Below are 18914 nucleotides of genomic sequence, written 5' to 3' on the forward strand. Positions count from 1 at the left end.
TTACACGGCTCTCACCGTTACGCTATCCAATACGGCGTTCCATTCAACGTCTCACCACCTTATTAAGTACGAAACGGGAGCAAGATTTCATGGCCACGAAGGCGCAGCCCGGCACCGGCGAGCGAGGCGCTTCCGACACGACCGCGCCGACGATCCAGACGGTGCAGCGTGCGGCGCTGATCCTCGGCTCGTTCACGGTCGGCAAACCGCACATGAGTCTCAACGAGATCACCGCGCGGCTCGGGGCGAGCAAGGCGACCGCGCACCGCTACACGAAGGCGCTGCGGGCGGCGAACCTGCTGCGCTACGACGAGCGCACCTCGCTGTACTCCCTCGGCCCCCAGGTGCTCACGCTCGCGACGGCGGCGCGGGCCGGCCTGCCGATCGTCGCCGCCGCCGAGCCGTACATGGAGGAGCTGGTCCGGCGCATCGACGAGACGATCGTGCTGTCGGTCTGGGACGGCGAGTCGCCGACCGTGGTGCGCTCGGTGGACAACACCGACCACATGGTGCGCATCAGCGTCCGGGTCGGCTCGCGTCTCGACCTCACCTCCTCGGCACAGGGACGGATCTTCCTCACGTTCCTGCCGCCGGACCAGGTACCGGCGCTGCCGCGCTCGGTCCGCAAGTCCTCCGAGCTCACCGAGGAGCTCGACGCCATCCGGCAGCACGGACTGTCGGTCAACTCCCCCGCTGTCAACGGGGTCCGCACCATCGCGGCGCCGATCTTCGAGGGCGACAAGATCAGCGGAACGCTCGCTGTCGTCGGCACGACGGCGACCGTCCCCGACGACGTCACGTCGCCGATGGCGCAGGCGCTGCTGGAGACCGCCCGCGCGCTGTCGCAGCGACTGGGCAACTCGGACGGCGCACCCACCGCCGACTGAACCGCCGGCTGACCGTGTGACGGACCGAGGGCCTCCGGGTGGAGTGAATGCGTCTGACATTCACTCCACCCGGAGGCCCTCAACAGCTCCCGGATCCTCCGGTCAGGGAAGCAGGTCGGCCCTCGGCGGGACAAAGAAGTCGATGTTCACGCAGGGGGCCTCCGTCGGCTCCACGTAGTGCTCGCTGCCGCGGGGAACCAGCAGGAACGACCCCGCACGCATGTCGTGCGCGACACCGTCCACGTAGTAGTTCGCACGGCCCTCCGCGATATGGACCAGCTGGTCGAAGTCCTCGTGCCGGTGCGGGTTGAGTGTCATGCCGACCTCGAGCTCGTGGTGGCAGATCATCATCTCGTCCGTGGCGTAGACGCGACGGCGGACCCCCGGCCGCACCTGGGTCACCGGCAACTCGTCCCAGTGGACGACGGTGCTGAACAGCGCCGCGTTGCGTGTGGTCACTGGTGTTCCTTCCCGGCGGCCGCGCGCAGGGCGGTCGCCAACATCTGCAGGTCCGAGCCGACGACCAGGTAGTCGGCAGCACTCAGGCCCAGGTCCGCCGCGGCGCCCCGGACCGGCGCCCAGCCGCCGAACGCCACCGCCGCCACGTGCGCGGCCTCGCGCACCCGGTCCACCGCGGCGCGCAGCACCGCGGGGTTCGTCGGCAGTCCCAGGTCGACCGCGAGGTCGGTGCTGCCGACGAAGCACACGTCGAGAGGGGCGAGCAGATCCGGCAGCGGATCGGTGCGCGCGGTCTCGATCTGGCCGACCAGCACCGGTGGGTCGTCCCGCTCGGCGCGCAGGAAGGCGGCCAGCGGGAGCGCGCCGAATCGGGCGGCCCGGTTGGCCAGGCTGACCGAGCGGCGGCCGGCGGGCGCGAACCGGGTCGCCGCCACGAGTGCCTCGGCCTCGGCGACCCGGGTGAGCATGGACAGCTGGATACCCGCCGCCCCGGCCTCAAGCAGCCGGTTGACGACGGCGGCGTCCACCTCGGGTACGCGGACCACAGCCGGCAGGCCGCAGGCGTGGGCGTGCCGCACCAGGTCGACGGCGTTCTGTTCGGTGAGGGCGGAGTGTTCGAGGTCGACGACCACGAACGCGAACCCGGCCGCCCCGGCCAGTTCCACCACGTCGGGCGACGCCAGCTTGACGAACGTACCGACGGCCGGTTCCGGAGCCGTCAGGGCAGCGCGCAGCCGGCGCCGCAGGAGGTGGACGTCAGCGACGGTCATCGCGTCCTCCGCGGGATGCGCGGGCGTCTCACGCCGTCGGCAGACCGCGCCACGGCACGATGTCGACCTCTGCGCCGGCGTGCAGTACGACGGTCGGCTCCAGGCGTGGCGCGACGAGCGTGTTGCCCGCGGCGTCGGGCAGGGTGACCTCGTCGGTCCAGTCGACGACCGTGACATCGGCCCGTCCGCCGACCACCAGGCGGCCGTAGCCCTCGGTGTCGAGCCCGAGGAGCCGTGCCGGCGCGACGGTGGCCCGCCGGATGCACTCCTCCAGCGGCGCGCCGAGCGCCACCAGCTTGGAGACGCTGGTGAGCAGGTCGAACACCGGGCCGCGCCAGTTGCGGGCGCTGGTGTCGGAGCTGAGGATGTCGGGCAGGAATCCGTCGGCGATCGCCCGGCGCGCCACTTCGAAGCTGAGGTTGCTCTTGCCGTGGGCGGAGTCGAACAGCACGCCGCGCTCCCGGGCCGCCATGACTGCCGGGTGCACCTGGTCGCCGTCGAGGATGCCGTTCGGCTTGCCGGTGTAGCAGTGCGCCACGATGTCGCCGGGGCGCAGGTAGTCCAGGACGACGGGCACCGGCTCCTCGGTCTCGCCGATGTGCACCATCAGCGGGAGGCGGGCCTGCTCGGCCAGCGCCACGGACTTCTTCAGCAGCGACTCCCAGTTCTCGCCGACGACGTCCTCGGACAAGCGGATCTTGAAGCCGCGCACGATGTCGGGGTGGGCCTCGGCGGTCGCGAGCGCGTCCTCCGGGACCAGGGTGTCGGGGTTGAGCAGCTCGCCGAACCGGAAGTCGATCAGGCCGAGCACCGAGACGTTGAGGAAGTTGACGATGCGCAGCGGGTTCGCCTCGACCACCAGCTTGCGGAAGGCCGCGAACGTCGAGGCACCGGCCGTGCCGGCGTCGGCCGCGGCGACGACGCCGCGGCGCAGGTGGGCCTCCTCGGCGGGGGCGCCGACGGCGGAGACGTACTGGAAGATGTGGGTGTGGCCCTCGACGAGGCCCGGCAGCACGGTGGAGCCGGTGACGTCGATCGTGCGGGCCGCGCCCGCCGCCAGCCCTTCCCCGATCGCGGCGATGCGGTCGCCGGTGACCGCCACGTCGAGCCGGGCGTTGGTGCCCGACGCCGGATCGATGACGGTGCCGCCGGCCAGGACGAGGTCGTAGGACGGCGTGGAGGAGATGGGCATCGGTAGGGGCTCCAGGGTGAGAGGTGGTCAGCTGACCGGTTCGGTCAGCCGGTGGTCGTGCGGTGAGGCGTCCGCGGGGCGCACCACGCGGGTGACGAGGGGCAGCACACCGTCCACCTCGACCCGTATCTCGTCGCCGTCGGCGAGGAAGCATCCGCGGTCCTGGCCGGTGCCGGACGGGGTTCCGGTGAGGACGACGTCGCCGGGTTCGAGTGCGGTGAACCACGACAGCCTGCTGAGCAGGTCGGGGACCGGGAAGATCATCCCGGCGCTCGTGTCGTCCTGTACGAGTGCGCCGTTGACCCGGGTCCGTACGCGGATCGCGTCGCGGTCGACGAGGTCGTCGGGGGTGCGGATCGACGGGCCGAGCGGCGTGAATCCCGGGTAGCTCTTGGCGAGGGCGGGTGTGGCGGTGGTGCGCATGACGTCGCGTGCCGTCATGTCGTTGGCCGCGGTGATGCCGGCGATCGCGGGCCAGACCTCCGACTCGGACGCCTGGTACAGCCGGCGACCGACGACGACCGCGATCTCCCCTTCGTAGTCGGGTTCCGTCGCGGCCCGCGGGATCACCACCTGCGCGCCGGGCGCCAGGACGCCGGACGACGCGGCCAGGTACAGGATCGGCTGCTCGGGAACTCCCCGGCCGGCGCGGACCGCCTTCGACTCGTAGTTGAGTCCGACGCCCCACACCGCGCGGGGACGGCCCAGCGGCGCCACGATCGTGGCCTGGTCGAGCGGGATCCGCCGGCGCACCGCGCAGGACGCCAGGCCCTGCAGCGAGCCGTCCTGCTCGAGGACCGCGCCGACGTGCGGAAGAGCCGTGTCCAACAGGGCGACGGCCCCGTCCTCGATCCGGCCCAGGCCGGACTGCGTTGTCACTACTTGCATGACGGCATCTTTCATTGCGAGACGACATCGTGTCAAGCAATGCGAGACGGCGTCATGCAAAGCGATACGCAGGTCGGGCGGGGGGGATACACCGGCACCCCGTCCGCACGAGAGGCGGACGGGGTGTCAGGGAGCTGGTTCCGGGCTGCCTGCCAGGGGCGTCAGGCGAGCTGCCGCTGCACCTCGCCGCTGTCCCAGTAGTCCGTGCGGCGCGTGATGAGGCCGTCGGCGACGGTGAACACGAAGACCCCGCGAACGCGTACGGGGCGGTCGCCCGCCGAACGCATCCGGAACGTCATGACGTACGGCACCGCGGCGGACTCGCCGTCGACGAGGAAGCGCTCGGGCACGTAGTGCAGGTCCCCGAAGTTCTCGAGGAACCCGGTCAGCGCGGCGCGGTACTCGGCGCGGCCCTTGCGGCTCTGTCCCATGGACGACGTGTGCTCGTTGACGAAGTCCCCGGCCACGCAGGCGGCCACGGCGTCGGCGTCGTGCGCGTTCAATGCCGCGAGGTACGCCTCGACGGCGGCACGGGTGTCCTTCAGGACGAACCCCACTTCTGGCGGACCGAGTCGAAGACCCGCTGATCGTGGGAGATCTCGACGACGTTGCCGTCGGGGTCCTTCAGAGCGCAGATGTAGCCGACGGGCTCGGGCATCTGGCGAGGCTCCCAGTGCAGGCAGCCCAGCTCGCGGGCCCGGTCCGCGAGCGCGTCGACGTCCTGGCGCGTCGGCACCTCGATGCCGAGGTGCGCGAAGGGGTGCAGCAGGCCCAGCTGGTTGCCCTTGTCCTTGTTGAAGGACACCAGGACGAGCACGAACGGCGTCTCGGCCTGCTGGTCGTTGGAGAGCCAGACGCTCTCGCCGTCGGCGTCCTTGAACCGCTCGACCACGACCAGCGGAGTCAGTGTGGTGTAGAACGCGATCGCCTTGTCGAGATCGCCGGTCGGCAGCGCGACGTGAGTCCAGCGTGCCGAGGTGAGACCGGTGGCCACGGTACCTCCAGTGAGTGGTTCGGATTTCTTCGATCCGATTTCTTCGATCGGATCTGTTTGATCGGATCTGTTCGAGCCTAGGCACGCATGCACCCGCGGGTCGATGTGCTGCGGACACAACACGCAGGCCAGGGATGCTGGCCCCGCGCGACATCGGTTCGGGACCGGCCGCTGTGCGAGCCTGCGAGAGGACAGCGACACGGCGTCGGCTGGGAGACGAGGGCGAGCGTGCACTACCGGATTCTGGGTGGGACAGGCATCGAGGTGAGTCAACTGTGCCTGGGGTCGATGATGTTCGGCGCCTGGGGCAACACCGACGAGGCGGAGTGCCACCGCATGGTGGCGACGGCGCTGGACGCCGGGGTCAACTTCGTCGACACCGCTGACGTGTACGCCTTCGGCGAGTCGGAGGAGATCGTCGGCCGGGCGCTGAAGGGACGGCGCGACGAGGTCGTCCTGGTGTCGAAGGTCGCGAGCCGGATGCCCGCGGGCCCGCTCGACCGTAACCGGGGCGGCGCCTCCCGGCTGTGGATCACGCGTGCCGTGGAGGACAGCCTGCGCCGGCTGGGGACGGACCACCTGGACGTGTACCTCGTCCACCGTCCCGATCCCCTCACCGACATGGAGGAGACCCTCGGTGTGCTCAGTGACCTGGTGCGGGCGGGCAAGGTGCGGGCGATCGGCACCTCCAGCTTCCCGGCCGAGGAGATCGTGGAGGCGCAGTGGGCCGCGCGGCGCGGTGGCGGTGAGCGGTTCACCGTGGAACAGCTGTCGTACTCGATCCTGGCCCGGCACGCGGAGGCGGCCGCCCTGCCCACCGCTGAGCGGCACCGGATGGGCGTCATGGTCTGGAGCCCGCTCAACGGCGGCTGGCTGACGGGCAAGTACCGGGCCGGCGCCGAACCGGCGGGAGACTCGCGCGCGCTGAGAAACAGCGACCACTTCGACTTCGCCGACGAGCAGATGCGCAGGCGCAAGCTCGCGGTCGTCGAGGAACTCGTGCGCCTGGCGGCCGAGGAGGGCTGCACGCTCGTAGAGCTTGCGCTGCGGTTCGTGCTCGCCCATCCCGGCGTCACCTCGGCCGTGATGGGCGCGCGCACCCACGACCAGCTCCTGTCGCAGCTCACCGCGGTGGACCGGCCGCTGTCGGCCGAGGCGCTGGACCGGATCGACGAGCTCGTCGCGCCGGGCAGCGTGCTCAACCCGCTCGACGTCGGCCACGTTCCGCCTGCGCTGCAGACCGCGGCGCTGCGCCGACGCTGACATCGGGATCGCCACGCCGTCTCCGCCCGGTCGCGGAACCGGCGTCCGCCCTCGCCGCTCCCGGCCGCCGGGCCGTGCCTCGCCCGAAGGTCGGCCGAGCCAGCGGACCGGATCCACGCACTCATCACACCGGGCAACGGGCCCGACCCCCTCGACGCCATCCCCACCCCGCCGACACCGGAAACCGCGGCCCTGCGCAGTCGGCAGGGTCGCGCGCCAACGGGCCCCGTGCGGTCGCGCAAGCGGCATCCGTGCTCGCCGCCCCCGGCCGCCGGGCCGAGCCTCGCCCGAAGGTCGGCCGAGGCAGCGAACCGGATCCACGCACTCATCACACCGGGCAACGGGCCCACCCCGCCGGCACCGGAAACCGCGGCCCTGCGCAGTCGGCAGGGTCGCGCGCCAACGGGCCCCGTGCGGTCGCGCAAGCGGCATCCGTGCTCGCCCGATCCCGTGCATCAGGTCGACCCGCGCTCGAAGGGCCGGCCGAGTGCGGCGGGTTCCCGGTGCTGGGTGGTGAACAGCAGCATGGCCAGGAGCGCGAGCAGATACGGGGCCGCGACGAGCAGTTGGGCGTTGAGGGTGACGCCGAGCGCCGGGAGCGCCAGACGCATCGCGTCGGAGAGGCCGAACACCAGGCAGCCCAGCAGAGTCCGCCCGAGCCGCCACGCCCCGAAGATCACCGCGGCGATGACGATGTATCCGCGACCGGCGGTCATGTTCTGGTTGAACGATCCGACCTCGCCGACCGCGAGGTACGCGCCACCGAGACCGGCCAGTGCGCCGCACCACAGCAGAGCCTGACGGCGCCGCATGTTCACCTTGATGCCCGTGACATCGGCGGCCTGGGGGTTCTCCCCCACCGCCCGCAGTTCCAGGCCCCAGCGGCTGCGCTCCATCAGCCACCAGGTGAGCGGCACCAGCGCGAACAGGAAGAAGGCGGGCCAGCGTTCGGAGAACAGCGGCTTGCCGATCACCGGGATGTCCTGCAGCAGCGGGACCGACAGCATGTGGACCTGGTGCGAGGCGAACTGGTTCGTCGTGATCAGGTAGCTCGTCAGCCCGAGGACCAGCGCGTTCAGCACCAGTCCGACCACGAAGGTGTTGATCTGCGCCCGGTGGGAGAGGTTGCCGTGGACGAAGCCGAGGACGAGTCCGGTCACGACGCCGGCCACGAGACCGACGGTGGCGCTGCCGGTCGCGCTCGCGGTGGCGATCGAGGTGAACGCACCGCCGAGCATCATCGCCTCGACGGAGATGTTCATGGTGCCGGCGCGCTCGGCCACGTACTCGCCGCAGGCGGCGAACGCCAGGGGCACGGTCAGCCGGACACCGCTGGCGAGGATGGTGGTGGTGCTGTCCAGGGCGCTCACGCGGATGCCTTCACCTTGGTCGGAACAACGGACACGGCGGTCACCGTCCGCGGGATCGCACCGCGACGCCTGCGGAAGAGATCGACGAGGACGGGCGGCGCGACGAACGCGAGGACCAGCAATGCCTTGACGACATCGACGAGGTAGTACGGCACGCCCGTGGCCGAGAGGAAGTCGCCGCCCGCACGCAGCACGGCGAACACCAACGACACGGGGACCGCGACCAGGGGCCGGTTGCGCGCGACGAGCGCGACGAGCAGGCCGTCCCAGCCGAAGTTGTCCGAGAGCCCGGCCTGCAGCTGGTTGGTGCCGATCGGGCTGACCAGCAGCAGCCCGCCCGCCAGCCCGGCCAGGGCGCCGGACAGTGCCAGGGTGAAGCCGCCGAGCGCGGCCACCCGGACACCGGTGTGCTTGGCGGTCAGCGGATTCAGACCGAGCATGCGCACCCGGAAGCCCCACCGGCTGCGGCTGAGGACCAGCGCGACACCGACCGCGGCGACGAGCGCGAGGAACAGGCCCATGTTAACCTGCACCGACGGGTACTGCCCGAAGCCGCCGAGCCGGGCGTTGGCCGGCAGGGGGTTGGACGCCGCGTCGGCGATGCCCGAGGTGCCCTGCGCGCTCTCCTGCAGCCACGGCGTGCTGACCGCGAAGGTGACGAGCTGGATGGCGAGGAACGTCATCAGCAGGGTGCTCACCGGGACGTTGACGCCGCGGAAGCGGAGCATCAGGGCACTGAGCCCGGCCCAGGCGCCACCGCCGACCGCCGCGGCGATCAGCACCACGACGACCAGCGCCGGGCCGGGCAGCGCCAGCCGCAGTCCGACCCAGGCTCCCACCAGGCCGCCGATGAGGACCTGTCCCTCCTGGCCGATGTTGAACGTGCCGGCCGACGCACAGATGCACGCACCGACCGCGACCAGCAGCAGCGGCGCCGCGTTGAGCAACGTCGTCGTCCATCCCGTGGCGTCGGCCAGGCTCCCGGTCCATATCGCGCTCGCCGAAGCACTCGGCGAGCCACCGGTGAGCAGGAGCAGCAGCGCGGACGCGCCCGCGGCGACGGCGACCAGCACCACGGTGAGGCCCACCACGAGCCAACCCCCGGGCCCCGGCCGAAGCCGGGCGAGAAAGCGCCGGGTGAGGTCGTCGACGCTTGTCGGCGAGACGGCACTCATGCGGCCTCACCGCCGACCAGCATGCCCAGTCGCTCGGGGGTCGCCTCCGAGACGGGGAGTGCTCCGGTGATCCGCCCGGACGAGATCACCGCGATCCAGGTTGCAAGGGCCATGACTTCCTCGAGTTCGGTGGAGATGAGCAGCACTCCGACGCCTTCCGCGGCCGCCCTGCGCAGTCGGGCGTACATGTCCTCGATGGCGCCGACGTCCAGCCCGTGGGTGGGTTGCGCCGCCACCAGGACGCTGGTGTCACCGGACAGTTCCCGGGCGAGTACAACGCGCTGCTGGTTGCCTCCGGACAGGCTGCGTACCGGTGCGTCCAGTGAGGGGGCGACGATGTTGAACTCGTCGGCGAGGCGACGGGCCTCGGCGAGCATCGCGCGCCGACGCAGCAGGAACCGGCCGCTGAGCTTGTCGAGCGACTTCATCGTCAGGTTCTCGGTGACGCTCATGTCGAGGACGACACCGCTGTGGTGCCGGTCCTCCGGCACGATGCCGAGACCGGCCTTCCCGAGCGCGCCCGGCCGGGCCACATCGACCCTGTGCCCGGCGACCTCGATGGTGCCGGCGGTCGGCAGGACCAGACCGGCGAGGACTTCGCCGAGTGCCGCCTGGCCGCTGCCCTCGACGCCGTAGAGGGCGCAGATCTCGCCCGCGCCGACGGTCAGGTCGACCCCTTCCAGAACCCTGACCCCGCCTTTTTCGACGGTGAGTCCGGCGAGGCGCAGGACGGGCGGCTGCCGGTCGTGTGCTCCGCCCTCGCCGGTACGGGTCTTCCGCACCGGCAGCAGGCCCAGCGCGGCGGCCTCGTCGTGCAGCGACACGTCACGGCCCACCATCCGGCGGGCGAGCTCCGGCGCGGTGGTCTCGGCGGTGACCGCCCGGAAGGCGACCCGGCCCTTGCGCAGAACGGTCACCCGGTCGGTGGCCTGCTCGATCTCGGCGAGCTTGTGGCTGATGAGGATGACAGCGCGTCCTTCCTCCTGCACCACCCGGCCGAGCACGGCGAACAGCTCCTGCGACTCGGCCTGGGTGAGCACCGAGGTGGGCTCGTCCAGGATCAGGATCCGAGGGTTGCGCCGCAGGCACTTGACCACCTCGACGCGCTGCCGCTCGCCCGCCGCGAGCGCGTCGACGCGCGCCTCGGGGTCGACCGGCAGCCCGTACCGCGCGGCGACCTCGGCGATCTCGGCACAGATCGCCTGCTTGTTCACCGCGCCCGTGTCGCCGAGCGCGACGTTCTCCCACACGGTGAGGCCGCTGATGAGGCTGAAATGCTGGTGCACCATGCCGATGCCCAGCTCGGCCGCTTCCTGCGGGCTGTCCAGCGCGACCTGCTCACCGCGCACCAGCACGGTGCCGGCGTCGCGCCGGATCAGCCCGAGGAGGACCTTCATGAGACTGGACTTGCCCGCCCCGTTCTCGCCCAGGAGACCGTGGATCTCGCCGGCGTCGACGGTGAGGTCCACGGCGTCGCAGGCCGTGACGGATCCGTAGGTCTTGGTGATGCCACGCAGCTCGAGGATCCGAGCCGCCGAGGTCGTCGGTGTCATCGCGTGTGACTCTCCTGGGTCGGTGTCGGCACGGTCAGCCGAGGCGCTTGACCTCGGCCTCCGGGTCGATCGCCTTGGTGCCGATCTTCTTCATGAACTGAGCCAGCTGCTGGTCCTCGTCGCCCTGGCCGTTGCAGATCCTGATGGTCGGGTAAGGGTCGACGCCCAGCTGCCACACGCGCTTCGTGCCCATCTTCAGGTCGTCCTTGGCGAAGCTCTCCAGCGCGGCGCGGAAGTAGTCGCCGGGGCTGAAGATCACCGAGATGTCGAACTTCGGGCTGGTCGAGGCGCACCGGTCGGTGCCCGGGGTGAGGGTCAGTACGCCGTTGGCGTTCGCCAGCTGTGCGGCGGCGTCGGTCGCTCCGCCGAGATAGGGGTAGATGACCTTGGCGCCCTGGCTGATCTGTGCCTGGGTGGCCTCCTTGGCCTTCGCGGAGTCGTTGAAGTCACCGGTGTAGGTGCTCACCAGCGTGGCCTTCGGGACGACCTCCCGGATCCCGGCCAGGAAGGCCTTGGCGCCGAGGACGCTGAAGTCGGCCTTGACGCCGGTGACGAATCCGGCCTTGGTGTAGCCGGCCGCCTTCATCTTCAGGCCCGCTGCGTAGCCGGCGGCGAGCAGCGACTGGTTGGGGTTGTCGGAGGACAGCAGGATCTGCGGGGTCTGGTCGATGTTCGCCGACGACGGCACGTACCAGGCGGTCTTGGCGCAGACCGGCTCCTCGGAAGCCGGGATGGCGGCCTTCAGCTCACCGGCGCCGAGCGCGACCATGTCGACGTGCTGCTGGCACAGCGCGCGTGCCGCGGTCAGCGCGTCGCCGGCGGGCACGCTGCCGCGCTTGATGACCTTCCATCCCTTCTCCTTGGCGAAGGCGTCCGCGGAGTCGACGAAGCTCTCGTAGAAGCCGTGGTCGTTGATGTCGCCGGGGCTGAGGACCCCTATGACGACCTTGCCGTCGCCGTTGACGTCGGGCTCGTTGAGGCCCGAGCCGCCGCCGGCGCTCGCCGTGCCGGTCGCCGCGGCGTTCGCCTTGGGTGCCGTCGCCGCGTTGTCGGCGCAGCCGGAGAGCGCGAGGCCTCCCGCGAGGGCGAGGCCGATCGCGGCCCGACAACGCCAGAGCGAGCTTCTTGCAGTCATGTGTCCTGTTCCGTTCGCTGGTGGCACCGCCCCGTCAAGGGCGGTGGCGGATCGGGGGGTTGGGTCAGTTGGCGGACGTGTCGGCGCGCTGGAGCTCGGCGTAGGCGACCCGCTCCTGGTGGAAGAGGGCCTCCTCGCCCGCGGCGACGAAGTACGGGAAGCCCATCCGCCCGACCGCTCGGACCCGGGTGGGGTCGATGCGGTCCGGGGCGGACATGATCGAGTCGTCGGTGGTGATGCAGACGACCTCGGCGAGCACGATGTGCACGCCCGAGAAGCAGGACGTGTGATCGCCGCGGTCGATGACCTCGTGCACACGGCACTCCAGGTGCGCGGGGCTGTCGGCCAGCGACGGCGTGTCCACGACCTGTGAGGGCACCGGCCGCCAGTCGGCGACGTCCATCTCGCTCACGCCACGGGGGTATTCGCGGGCCACCGCCTCGATGTGCTCGGCGATCGCGACGGTGGTCAGATTGACGACGAACTCGCCCGTGCGCTCGATGTTGAGCCAGGTGTCCTTCGGCTCCGCGGTGCCCTCCCGCTGGGCGCCGATGGTGACCGCGATCAGCGGGGGTTCGCCACAGACCGGCATGTAGTAGCTGTACGGCGCGACATTGACCCCTCCGTCCGGGTCGAGCGTCGTGATCATCGCGATCGGCCGCGGCACCACCAGTTGCGAGAGCAGGCCCTGCTTGTGGGCCGGAGAGCGTCCGGACATGTGGATGACGTTCAACGGATGGTCTCCTTTGCGGTGTCCGCCGGCCGTGTCGGCCAGGTCGGACGGGGTGTGATGCCGGCGCGCCGCAGGAGGGCGGCGGACCGCTCGGCGGCTGCCTCGGCGACGGCGGCGAGGTCGATACCGGTCGGCTGCCGGTCCCGGACGACCACGCGGCCGTCGACCAGCACGTCACGGACGGTGCGTGAGACATAGCCCCACACGAGCTGGCGGGCGAGGTCGCCCCGGGGCATCCAGGCGGGGTCGCTCGTGTCGAGTACGACGATGTCGGCGGCCTTGCCGACCTCGAGGGAGCCGGTTCGCTCGCCGAGACCGATCGCCTCGGCGCCGTCGACGGTCGCGAGCGCGAACGCCTGCTCGGCGCGGATCGGGTCGGGCAGGTCACGGTCGCGTTCGAGGCCGGCGAACAGATAGGCGGCCAGGAGGACGTCCGGGGCGTCGCCGGCGTTGTGGGCGTCGCAGCCCAGTGCCACCCGGCCGCCCCGGCGCACCAGTTCGGCGTGGCGCGAGGCGCGGGTGTATCCCTGGGCGAGACGCAGGTAGGCCCCGGGGCAGGCGGCGACGGCGGTACGGGTCTCGAGGATCACGTCGACCTCCGCGTCGTCGAGCCACACGGCGTGCCCCAGCAGCAGGCGCGGGCCGAGGACGCCCAGCTCGCCGAAGTGGACCACCGGCCGACGCCCGCAGCGCTTGGCGTATGCCTCGACGTCGGCGGGTCCCGGCGAGATGTGCCAGGTCAGTCCGGTGTCGAGGCGCTCGGCGAGGCTCGCCGCTCCGGTGAAGAGCTCGTCGCTTGCGAGGTCGTGGCCGACCAGCGTCACCCACCCGGTGACCGGCCCGGTGACCGGCAGGGACCGGACGATGTCCTCCTGTCTGGCGAGCACCTCGTCGGCGGGGGCGCCGAACGGTACGCCCTCGGCGTCCCAGCCCCAGCCGCCGACCCGCGCGCGGATGCCCGCGGCGGTCAGGCCTGCGGCGACCCGCTCCGGGTAGGCCACCGTGCCGGGCTCCAGCACGGTGGTGATGCCCCGGGTCAGGCACTCGACGGCGGTGATGGTCGCGGCCAGTTCGTCGTCGTCACCGTCGGCGTGGGCGTGCAGGGGGACGATCCAGTCGAAGATCGACTCCTGCGAGCTGATGTGGTCCGGGATCGTGCTGCGTACGAGGGGATCGACGGTCGTGTGCTGGTGGGCGTCGACGAGGCCCGGGATGACGACACAGCCCGACGCGTTGATCTCCTTTGCACCCGGGAAGCGACTGCGCAGGTCCTCGGCCGTGCCGAGCGCGGCGATGCTGTCCCCGGACACGGCGAGCGTCGCGCCGGTGAGGACCGTCCGCGCGGGGTCCATGGTGACGATGTCGCCGCCCACGATGAGCAGGTCGGTCATGGCGCGACCACGACCTTTCCGATGGTCTCGCGGGCGCCCAGTACGTCCCAGGCGTCGGCGAGATCCTCGAGCGGGAACCGGTGGGCGGTGGGCAGGTGAAGGCTGTCGGAGAAACAGGCTGCCGTGGCGGCGGCGAAGTCGGCCGCGGTGTAGCCGCCGACGCCCAGCAGTTTCAGGCCGCGGTGGAAGACCTCGCTGAGCGAGAACGCCACCTGGTCGCCGCTGGTGTTGCCCAGCATCAGCAGACGTCCGCCGATGCCGAGGCAGTCCAGTGAGGTGCGCCAGGTGTCGGTGCCGACGTGGTCCAGGACCAGGTCGGCTCCGGCGCCGTCGGTGAAGGCCGACACCGCTTTCGCCGGGTCCGGGTCGTCGTTGCGCAACGCCAGGTCCGCGCCGGCGGTGCGGGCCGCGGCCAGCTTGGCGTCGCTGCCCGCGAACGCGACGACCGCGGCGCCGGCCCGCTTGGCCAGCGCGATGGCCGCCAGGCTGACGGGACTGGCGGCCGCGTGCACGGCGAGGGTCTCGCCGGTGTGCAGGGCCCCGACGGTGTGCACCGCGTGCCACGCCGTGGCGAAGGCGGTGGGGAGGGTGACGGCCGCGGCGAGCGACACGGACCCGGGGACCCGGACGATCGTCTCGGCGGACGACAGGACGTATTCGGCGAGCGCGCCGGGGATGTTGCCGCCGATGATGCGCGGGCTCGCGCAGTACGCACGGTCGCCCGCCGAACAGCGCGGGCAACTGCCGCAGCCCTGGGTGGGATCGGCGATGACCCGGTCGCCCGGGACGATGGAGCTGACCGCGGAGCCGGTCGCGACCACCGTTCCGGCGAAGTCCATGCCCGGCACGTGCGGAAGGCGGAAGCCGGGGATCAGGCCCGGCCCCTTGCGCTGCAGCAGGTCCAGGCGGTTCAGCCCGCAGTACGCGACCTCGACGACGACGTCGCGCGGTCCGCACACCGGCTCGGGGACGTCCTGCAGGGACACGACCTCGGTTCCCCCGAAATCGGTCTGCACCATCGCTCGCACCGCCGGCCCTCCTCACCTCGTCCGTCTCGCATTGCGAGGCGGTGGAACGTATTGTGAGGCCACTCTGCCCATGCCGACCAGTGCTGTCAACGCTTGTAGGGAAAAACTGGGTTTCGTCGGCGTTGCGCCTGCTCGTGAGGCGCACAGAGCAGCCTGCGCGGGCCGGAAGCGGGTACAGCGGCATGCGCCGCGCCACCCCGGCGGCACGGCGTAGGGCGGTTCAGTGTCCGGCCAAATCCGGCTCGTCGTCGCCGCGCACGCGCCGGTCGTCGGCGGCGAGCAGGTCGAGCGCCGCGAGCGCCAGGTGCAACTCCGCCGAGGCGGCGGGCAGCAGCGGGTCCATGCCCAGGAGGTTCTTGATCTGGCGCACTCGATAGCCCACCGAGTTGCGGTGGAGATGAAGCTGTTCGGAGACGCTCTGCCGGCTGCCCCTCTCGGCAAGCCAGGCACGGAGCGTCGCCATCAGCTCCGGACGCTGCCGGATCGGCCCGAGATGCGCCTCGGCGTACGCCTCGAGGTGCGCGCGCGGGAGGGGCAACAGCACCTGGACCACCCCGCATCCGCCGAAGGTGAGCAGCGGGACGCCCCGGGTCCTGGCCAGACCGAGCAGCCGCTCGGCCTCGGTGAAGGACCGGGCCAGACCGATGGGCGATGCGGGGTGGGAGCCGCTCGCCGCGACGACGTCGTCACCCGCGGACTCGTCGCCGGTCATGTGGCGCAGCCGGCTTCGCAGGCGGGCGAGCGTGACCTCGCCGGCGGTCACCGTCCATGCCGTGCGCGACTCCTGCTGCACGGGGTGCTCCAGCCAGGTGAGAGCGGTGGACCAGGCGCGCAGGCGGGAGCCGCTGTAGTGGAGTACGGCACCGGCCGGCGGTCGCTGCAGATCGATCCCCAGCTCCACCGCCGCCGCGCACACCGAGGGGCTCACCGTCCCGGACCGCAGTGCGGCGACGACGTCGGCCGGTGTGGGCGGCGGCGGGGCTTCGGCGGAGTCGTCCCCCGCGCGCACGGCGTCGATGAGGAGCGCGGTGACCGCGGCACCGGCCAGCCGCTGCACGCGCGGATCACCGGGACCGACGGTCAGCAGGACACCGGCCACCGTCGCCCCCGCACGCACGGGCAGCGCCGTGGCCCGCAGCCCGTCCAGCGTGTCGACCACCGGTCCGGCCGCGCCGGCCAGCACACCGTCCGCCACCGTGGCCGGCACGCCTGACCCGCCGTCCGTGGTCGCCAGCACCGCGCCCCCGGCGGACAGCAGCCGCACCTGCCGGCCGGTGGCCCGGACCAGCGCGTGGAGCACGTCCGAGCGCCCGGCGCCGGCGAGCACGGCCTCGGTGAGTTCCCGCTCCAGCACAGCCGTTTCGGCGTCCGGGCCGGCCCTGTCGTGGGCCGGTCCGGACCATGCTTCGGCGACGGTTCCCATGGTGTCGAGTCTCAGTGGGCCAGCAGCCGGATGGCTACGCCCTTCTCCTGGGTGTACTCGCGCAGCGCCGCGTACCCGCCGCCCCGGCTGAAGCCGCTGTCCTTCTGCATGTTGAAGGGAAAGCCGATCACTCCCGCGTCGTGGAACTGGTTGACCGCCACCTGCCCGGAGCGGACGTCCTTCGCCAGGCGCAGCGCCCGGGAGACGTCGTTGGTCCAGATGCAGGCCAGCAGGCCGAAGTCCGTCGCGTTCATCAGCTCGGTCGCCTCGGCGGTGTCGCGGAACGACTGCACGGCGAGGACCGGGCCGAAGATCTCCTCGCGCGCGACGCGCATGCCCGCGTCCACGCGGTCGTACACGGTCGGCTGGACGAACCATCCGTCGCCGGTGGGCGCGCCACCGGTGACCAGCCGCGCGCCGTCGCGAGGCGCGTCCTCGAGGAAGCCGCTGACGCGGGCGAACTGCGTGGCGCTGACCAGCGGCCCCATGTCCAGGTCGGCGTCCCAGGGCCCGGTCTTGACGGCGGCCATGGCGGCGGCGACCCGCTCCACGACCTCGTCGTGCACCGAGGCCTCGACGAGCAGCCGGGAACCGGCGTAGCAGTTCTGCCCGGCGTTCTCGGTGATCGAGCCGACGACCGCCTCGATCGCCGTGTCGAGGTCGGCGTCGCCGAACAGCACGTTCGGCGACTTGCCGCCGAGTTCGAGTTTCACCGGGACGAGGTTCTGCGCGGCGGCCGTCATGATCGCCCGTCCGGTCGCGGTGGAGCCGACGAAGCTGATGTGGTCCACGCCCGGGTGCGAGGTCAGTGCGGCGCCCGCCTCGGGGCCACCCGCGACGACGTTGATCACCCCGGGCGGGAACCCGGCGCGGCGGGCGAGTTCGGCGAGTGCGAACGGGGCCAGCGGTGCGACCTCGGACGGCTTGAGGACGACCGCGTTGCCCGCGGCGAGCGCCGGCGCGACGTTCGCGGCGGTGAGCACGGCGGGCACGTTCCACGGGATGACGACGGCGCACACGCCGTACGGCTCGGGAACCGTGTAGCCCAGGAAGTCGGGGCTGCGGGTCGGCAGCGTGACCCCGGTGAGCTTGTCGGCCGCGCCGGCGAAGTAGTTGATGATGTCGTGGGCGATGTAGATGTTCGTCCGGCCCCCGGACAGTGGTTTGCCCACGTCCCTCGCCTCTACGGCCGCCAGCGCCTCGACGTCGGCGAGGATCAGGTCGGCCCAGCGCCGGATCAGTGCCCCGCGCTCGCTGGGGTTGGTCGCCGCCCAGCCTGCGGAGGCGCGGCGCGCCGCGGCGACCGCGTCGTCGACATCGGCTCCACCGGAAAGCGCCACCGTGGTGATCACCTGCTGGGTGGCCGGATCGACGATGTCCAGGGTGCCGCCGTCGCGGGCCGCGACCCACTCGCCGTCGATGAATTGCTGGGAGGAAGGGAAGTCAACAGCCGCCATAGGTGAACCTTGACCGACCTTGTCACGCATGTCAATATGCGATCTCGCGATGTGAGTCACTGAGGAGGCCTGGTGCGTGCCACCGCCGCTCTGCTGGAGCAACCCGGACAGCCCTTCGTCCTGACCGAGGTGGACCTGGACGAGCCCCGCCCCGACGAGGTGCTCGTCCGCGTCGCCGGGGTCGGCATCTGCGGCACCGACCTGGAGTTCGCCACCTTCTTCCGCACGCCCGCGCTGCTCGGGCACGAGGGGTCGGGCGTCGTCGAGAAGGTCGGCGCGCATGTCACGTCCGTGCGCCCGGGTGACAGCGTCACCATGTCCTTCGCGTCGTGCGGCACGTGCACGCTGTGCCGCACCGGCGCGCCCGCCTACTGCCGCAGCTTCGACACGGTGAACTTCTCCGGCCGCCGGCCCGACGGCTCCACCGCGGTGACCCATCAGGGACGCGAGGTCAACGCCCACTTCCTCGGCCAGTCGTCGTTCGCCGGCCATGTCGTCGCGCCGGAGCGAGCGGTCGTCAGAATCGACCCCTCCTTGGACCTGCTGCGGGCCGGACCCTTCGGCTGCGGCTTCCAGACCGGAGCCGGCGGCGTGCTCAACGTGCTGCAGCCGCGCCCCGGCTCGTCGATCGCGGTCTTCGGGGCGGGGGCCGTCGGCGTGGCCGCCATCATCGCGGCCTCGCTGAGCGGCTGCGCGATCGTCGCCGCCGTCGACGTGAACCCGGCCAAGCTGGAGGCGGCCCGCGGTTACGGCGCCACGCACACCGTCGACTCCTCCGCCGGGCCGGCCGCCGAGCAGCTGGCCGCCCTCGTCCCCGAGGGATTCGACTTCGTGATCGACACGACCGGGCGCGAGGACGTCCTGCGCACCGCGGTGGAGTCACTCGGACCGCTCGGCCGCGCCGGGGTCATCGGCGTCGGACCGAGCGAGACGATGAGCTTCGACTGGCGCAGCATCCTCAACGGGCGCAGTGTCACCGGCATCATCGGCGGGTCCAGTCTGCCGCAGGTGTTCCTGCCGAAGCTGCTCGAACTCAACGCCAAGGGGCAGTTCCCGGTCGAGAAGATGATCACCTACTTCCCGTTCGAGCAGATCAACGAGGCCGTCGCGGCGGTCCGGTCCGGTGCGGTCGGCAAGGCCGTGCTGACCTTCTAGACGCGTCGCCCCGGGTCTCACGAGGTCATCCACGAAACGTT

The 18914-nt window shown here is 71.6% G+C and carries 18 protein-coding genes; 3 read left to right on the forward strand and 15 right to left on the reverse strand.

The features are described from left to right. Window positions 1–89: 89 nt before the first annotated feature. A complete protein-coding gene (locus ACIBJB_RS15705; RefSeq protein WP_398930671.1) occupies window positions 90–887 on the forward strand; it encodes an IclR family transcriptional regulator in 798 nt (265 codons plus the stop codon). Between the two features lie 102 nt (window positions 888–989). On the opposite strand, the gene ACIBJB_RS15710 is transcribed toward ACIBJB_RS15705, so the two are convergent. From ACIBJB_RS15710 to ACIBJB_RS15735, 6 genes are all read right to left on the reverse strand, one after another. Further along, the gene (locus ACIBJB_RS15710; RefSeq protein WP_398930673.1) at window positions 990–1346 is read right to left on the reverse strand and encodes a cupin domain-containing protein; all 357 of its coding nucleotides are present in this window, start codon (window positions 1344–1346) and stop codon (window positions 990–992) included. Then, on the reverse strand, window positions 1343–2116 hold the full coding sequence (locus tag ACIBJB_RS15715) for an HpcH/HpaI aldolase/citrate lyase family protein (RefSeq protein WP_398930675.1): 774 nt from the start codon (window positions 2114–2116) through the stop codon (window positions 1343–1345). The genes ACIBJB_RS15710 and ACIBJB_RS15715 overlap by 4 nt, the downstream gene beginning before the upstream one ends. A 28-nt stretch (window positions 2117–2144) precedes the next feature. Beyond that, window positions 2145–3308 carry an amidohydrolase family protein gene (locus ACIBJB_RS15720; RefSeq protein ID WP_398930678.1) on the reverse strand — a complete coding sequence of 388 codons (1164 nt, stop codon included), beginning with the start codon at window positions 3306–3308 and terminating at the stop codon, window positions 2145–2147. A 27-nt stretch (window positions 3309–3335) separates the two neighbouring features. After that, window positions 3336–4196 (reverse strand): fumarylacetoacetate hydrolase family protein, encoded by an 861-nt coding sequence (locus ACIBJB_RS15725; RefSeq protein ID WP_398930680.1) that lies wholly within the window; start codon window positions 4194–4196, stop codon window positions 3336–3338. Between the two features lie 161 nt (window positions 4197–4357). Next, the gene (locus tag ACIBJB_RS15730) at window positions 4358–4753 is read right to left on the reverse strand and encodes a nuclear transport factor 2 family protein (RefSeq protein WP_398930682.1); all 396 of its coding nucleotides are present in this window, start codon (window positions 4751–4753) and stop codon (window positions 4358–4360) included. Next, window positions 4738–5190 (reverse strand): VOC family protein, encoded by a 453-nt coding sequence (locus tag ACIBJB_RS15735; RefSeq protein WP_398930684.1) that lies wholly within the window; start codon window positions 5188–5190, stop codon window positions 4738–4740. Before ACIBJB_RS15735 ends, ACIBJB_RS15730 begins: the two co-directional genes overlap by 16 nt. 228 nt (window positions 5191–5418) lie before the next feature. On the opposite strand from ACIBJB_RS15735, the gene ACIBJB_RS15740 reads away from it, so the two are divergent. After that, window positions 5419–6453 (forward strand): aldo/keto reductase, encoded by a 1035-nt coding sequence (locus ACIBJB_RS15740; protein ID WP_398930686.1) that lies wholly within the window; start codon window positions 5419–5421, stop codon window positions 6451–6453. A gap of 455 nt (window positions 6454–6908) precedes the next feature. Here ACIBJB_RS15740 and ACIBJB_RS15745 read toward each other — a convergent pair whose 3' ends face one another. From ACIBJB_RS15745 to ACIBJB_RS15785, 9 genes are all read right to left on the reverse strand, one after another. Then, the gene (locus ACIBJB_RS15745; protein ID WP_398930688.1) at window positions 6909–7823 is read right to left on the reverse strand and encodes an ABC transporter permease; all 915 of its coding nucleotides are present in this window, start codon (window positions 7821–7823) and stop codon (window positions 6909–6911) included. Continuing rightward, window positions 7820–8998 carry an ABC transporter permease gene (locus ACIBJB_RS15750; protein WP_398930690.1) on the reverse strand — a complete coding sequence of 393 codons (1179 nt, stop codon included), beginning with the start codon at window positions 8996–8998 and terminating at the stop codon, window positions 7820–7822. Before ACIBJB_RS15750 ends, ACIBJB_RS15745 begins: the two co-directional genes overlap by 4 nt. After that, window positions 8995–10551, reverse strand: a complete 1557-nt coding sequence (locus ACIBJB_RS15755) for an ABC transporter ATP-binding protein (RefSeq protein WP_398930692.1) — start codon at window positions 10549–10551, stop codon at window positions 8995–8997. The genes ACIBJB_RS15750 and ACIBJB_RS15755 overlap by 4 nt, the downstream gene beginning before the upstream one ends. Before the next feature lie 34 nt (window positions 10552–10585). Then, window positions 10586–11686 (reverse strand): BMP family ABC transporter substrate-binding protein, encoded by a 1101-nt coding sequence (locus tag ACIBJB_RS15760; RefSeq protein ID WP_398930694.1) that lies wholly within the window; start codon window positions 11684–11686, stop codon window positions 10586–10588. Window positions 11687–11750: 64 nt separating this feature from the next. After that, window positions 11751–12419 (reverse strand): flavin reductase family protein, encoded by a 669-nt coding sequence (locus tag ACIBJB_RS15765; protein WP_398930696.1) that lies wholly within the window; start codon window positions 12417–12419, stop codon window positions 11751–11753. Further along, window positions 12416–13810: an amidohydrolase family protein gene (locus ACIBJB_RS15770; protein ID WP_398930698.1), complete on the reverse strand. Its 1395-nt coding sequence runs from the start codon at window positions 13808–13810 to the stop codon at window positions 12416–12418. Before ACIBJB_RS15770 ends, ACIBJB_RS15765 begins: the two co-directional genes overlap by 4 nt. Beyond that, a complete protein-coding gene (locus ACIBJB_RS15775) occupies window positions 13807–14829 on the reverse strand; it encodes a zinc-binding alcohol dehydrogenase family protein (protein ID WP_398930700.1) in 1023 nt (340 codons plus the stop codon). Before ACIBJB_RS15775 ends, ACIBJB_RS15770 begins: the two co-directional genes overlap by 4 nt. A gap of 229 nt (window positions 14830–15058) precedes the next feature. Beyond that, window positions 15059–16261: a PucR family transcriptional regulator gene (locus ACIBJB_RS15780; protein WP_398930703.1), complete on the reverse strand. Its 1203-nt coding sequence runs from the start codon at window positions 16259–16261 to the stop codon at window positions 15059–15061. Between the two features lie 11 nt (window positions 16262–16272). Beyond that, the gene (locus ACIBJB_RS15785; RefSeq protein WP_398930705.1) at window positions 16273–17718 is read right to left on the reverse strand and encodes an aldehyde dehydrogenase family protein; all 1446 of its coding nucleotides are present in this window, start codon (window positions 17716–17718) and stop codon (window positions 16273–16275) included. 72 nt (window positions 17719–17790) lie between these two features. Between ACIBJB_RS15785 and ACIBJB_RS15790 the strand changes: the two genes are divergently transcribed. Further along, window positions 17791–18873: an NAD(P)-dependent alcohol dehydrogenase gene (locus ACIBJB_RS15790; RefSeq protein ID WP_398930707.1), complete on the forward strand. Its 1083-nt coding sequence runs from the start codon at window positions 17791–17793 to the stop codon at window positions 18871–18873. Window positions 18874–18914: the final 41 nt, after the last annotated feature.

The organism is Streptomyces sp. NPDC050759, assembly GCF_044456945.1.
In the GTDB taxonomy this organism is placed as follows: Bacteria; Actinomycetota; Actinomycetes; order Streptomycetales; family Streptomycetaceae; genus Streptomyces.

Coding starts and splice junctions, on each gene's coding strand:
- ACIBJB_RS15705 (WP_398930671.1), top strand. CDS start 90: ATGGCCACGAAGGCGCAGCCCGGCACCGGCGAGCGAGGCGCTTCCGAC.
- ACIBJB_RS15715 (WP_398930675.1), bottom strand. CDS start 2,116: ATGACCGTCGCTGACGTCCACCTCCTGCGGCGCCGGCTGCGCGCTGCC.
- ACIBJB_RS15720 (WP_398930678.1), bottom strand. CDS start 3,308: ATGCCCATCTCCTCCACGCCGTCCTACGACCTCGTCCTGGCCGGCGGC.
- ACIBJB_RS15725 (WP_398930680.1), bottom strand. CDS start 4,196: ATGCAAGTAGTGACAACGCAGTCCGGCCTGGGCCGGATCGAGGACGGG.
- ACIBJB_RS15750 (WP_398930690.1), bottom strand. CDS start 8,998: ATGAGTGCCGTCTCGCCGACAAGCGTCGACGACCTCACCCGGCGCTTT.
- ACIBJB_RS15755 (WP_398930692.1), bottom strand. CDS start 10,551: ATGACACCGACGACCTCGGCGGCTCGGATCCTCGAGCTGCGTGGCATC.
- ACIBJB_RS15760 (WP_398930694.1), bottom strand. CDS start 11,686: ATGACTGCAAGAAGCTCGCTCTGGCGTTGTCGGGCCGCGATCGGCCTC.
- ACIBJB_RS15770 (WP_398930698.1), bottom strand. CDS start 13,810: ATGACCGACCTGCTCATCGTGGGCGGCGACATCGTCACCATGGACCCC.
- ACIBJB_RS15775 (WP_398930700.1), bottom strand. CDS start 14,829: ATGGTGCAGACCGATTTCGGGGGAACCGAGGTCGTGTCCCTGCAGGAC.
- ACIBJB_RS15780 (WP_398930703.1), bottom strand. CDS start 16,261: ATGGGAACCGTCGCCGAAGCATGGTCCGGACCGGCCCACGACAGGGCC.
- ACIBJB_RS15785 (WP_398930705.1), bottom strand. CDS start 17,718: ATGGCGGCTGTTGACTTCCCTTCCTCCCAGCAATTCATCGACGGCGAG.